The sequence below is a fragment of the Sphingomonas sp. 66-10 genome (assembly GCF_001897045.1).
GTDB classification, from domain to species: Bacteria; Pseudomonadota; Alphaproteobacteria; order Sphingomonadales; family Sphingomonadaceae; genus Sphingomonas; species Sphingomonas lycopersici.
Map to the genome: position 1 here is coordinate 1,055 of NZ_MKRR01000085.1, position 1,509 is coordinate 2,563.

At 63.3% G+C, this 1,509-nt stretch carries 2 protein-coding genes and 1 pseudogene; 1 reads left to right on the forward strand and 2 read right to left on the reverse strand.

The window, feature by feature from the left end; all coding sequences use genetic code 11:
- Nucleotides 1-206: 206 nt before the first annotated feature.
- A pseudogene (locus BGN95_RS07180) lies at nt 207-707 on the forward strand (HAD hydrolase family protein); the annotation flags it as partial.
- Between the two features lie 146 nt (nt 708-853).
- Here BGN95_RS07180 and BGN95_RS07185 read toward each other — a convergent pair.
- A complete protein-coding gene (locus BGN95_RS07185; protein ID WP_353744680.1) occupies nt 854-1,294 on the reverse strand; it encodes a four-helix bundle copper-binding protein in 441 nt (146 codons plus the stop codon).
- A gap of 14 nt (nt 1,295-1,308) precedes the next feature.
- Nucleotides 1,309-1,509 (reverse strand): DUF1622 domain-containing protein (locus BGN95_RS07190; protein ID WP_286772103.1); only part of this gene is annotated, 201 nt, incomplete at its 5' end.

Sequence of the window (1,509 nt, forward strand, 5' to 3'; positions counted from 1 at the left end):
CAGCGAAACGTAAATCGCACGCCGCTTTTGCTTCGGCGCGATCGGGGCAAGGCCCACCGCCGAACCAGCCACTCGGACTGGCCCAGGCTAAATTGTCGGAATGGACGCTCACTCGGATCGGTGCCGCAGTGATTGAACGCTCGCCTGGCTGATTATTGATCAACTTGAACCGCCCCGGGTTTGTCGGAGGCCTCGGGGTTTAAGTATGGACGCGTATCTATGCCGATCTGTTCACCGGCGACGAAAGCCAGCGCATCCGCGAAGCACTAACCAAGACGGTCGAGCAGGCGGGCTATGCAAACGAGAACATCTGGGGCGAGCAGATCGAGGATCGCGGCAGCCAGATCACATTCTCCGCGCTCGGTCAGCAAGCGCCGCTCGAGGCCAAGGACACGTGGGATCCCGATCACGCCAAGCGCAAGAGATTGCAGGCCCTGCTCCAGCCGTTGCTGCCAGGCTTTGGCATCAATATCGGCGGGGCGACATCGATCGACATCACGCGCGAAGGGATAGACAAGGCCTATGGCCTCAAGCGCCTTTCCGAGCAGACCGGCGTCGCACTCGACAAGATGATCTTCTTCGGTGACGCGATCTTCCCGGGCGGAAATGATTATCCGGCCAAGCACCTCGGGCTGGATACCGTGCAAGTCCGCGACGTTGCCGAAACCAAGTCGGTGGTTGGCGCGATCGCTGCCTGGCTAGTCTAAAAGCGCTACCGCCGATACCTAACCAGTCCCGCTTTCGCGCCCGTACGACCCAGCTTCGCAGCGGTCCCACATTGTGGAGCCGACGGATCGCTTCAATCGTGCCGGAGCTGCTTGACCCCACTACGCCTGGGCGCGTTCTAGGACACTCAGCTGGCCATGTCCGCCATCATCCGACAGCTGGCGGCGCAATCCTTGCAGGTAGCCGAGCAACGCTTGATCCGCTCGCCCACGACGTGGCTCAGGCATTCCCGCGCACATCGTTCGCAGCCGTCAGCGCAGGCGCGACACAGGATGGTATGGAGGGAGGATTCGCGCAGCATCGAGTTGGCGGTCGCCTGGCACAGTTCCGCACAGTCGTTCAGCATGGCGATCAGCGACGCCGTGGCTGACGCGACGCCTTGCTTCGTCAGCCAGGCGGCGGTCTCCAGGCACATGCGGTGCGAAGCCACGCAATCGTCGATGCAGTCCGTCATCGACATCGCCATCCCTTCCATTCGATGCTGCTGCGCCGCCGCCGGCCCAGCCAGCGTTCCAGCGGCGGCAAGGCCGGCGCCGGCCATCAGCAATTCGCGTCTCTCGATCATCATGCACCTCCCATCTGCTATCCCTTGAGCGCTGCGCCGCGTCCGGCGGCCTCAGCCGTCATAGGCGACCCATCCAACGCCGCAGCACGCGCCTTCTCCCGCGCCATCCGGGTTTCCTCCCAAGGCCAGTGGCCGTTGATCTCGACCCCAAGCGAGATGCTCAGGAAGGTCCGCACCAGCACAAGCCCGGCCAGCACGATGAGATCGTCGAGCGTCGG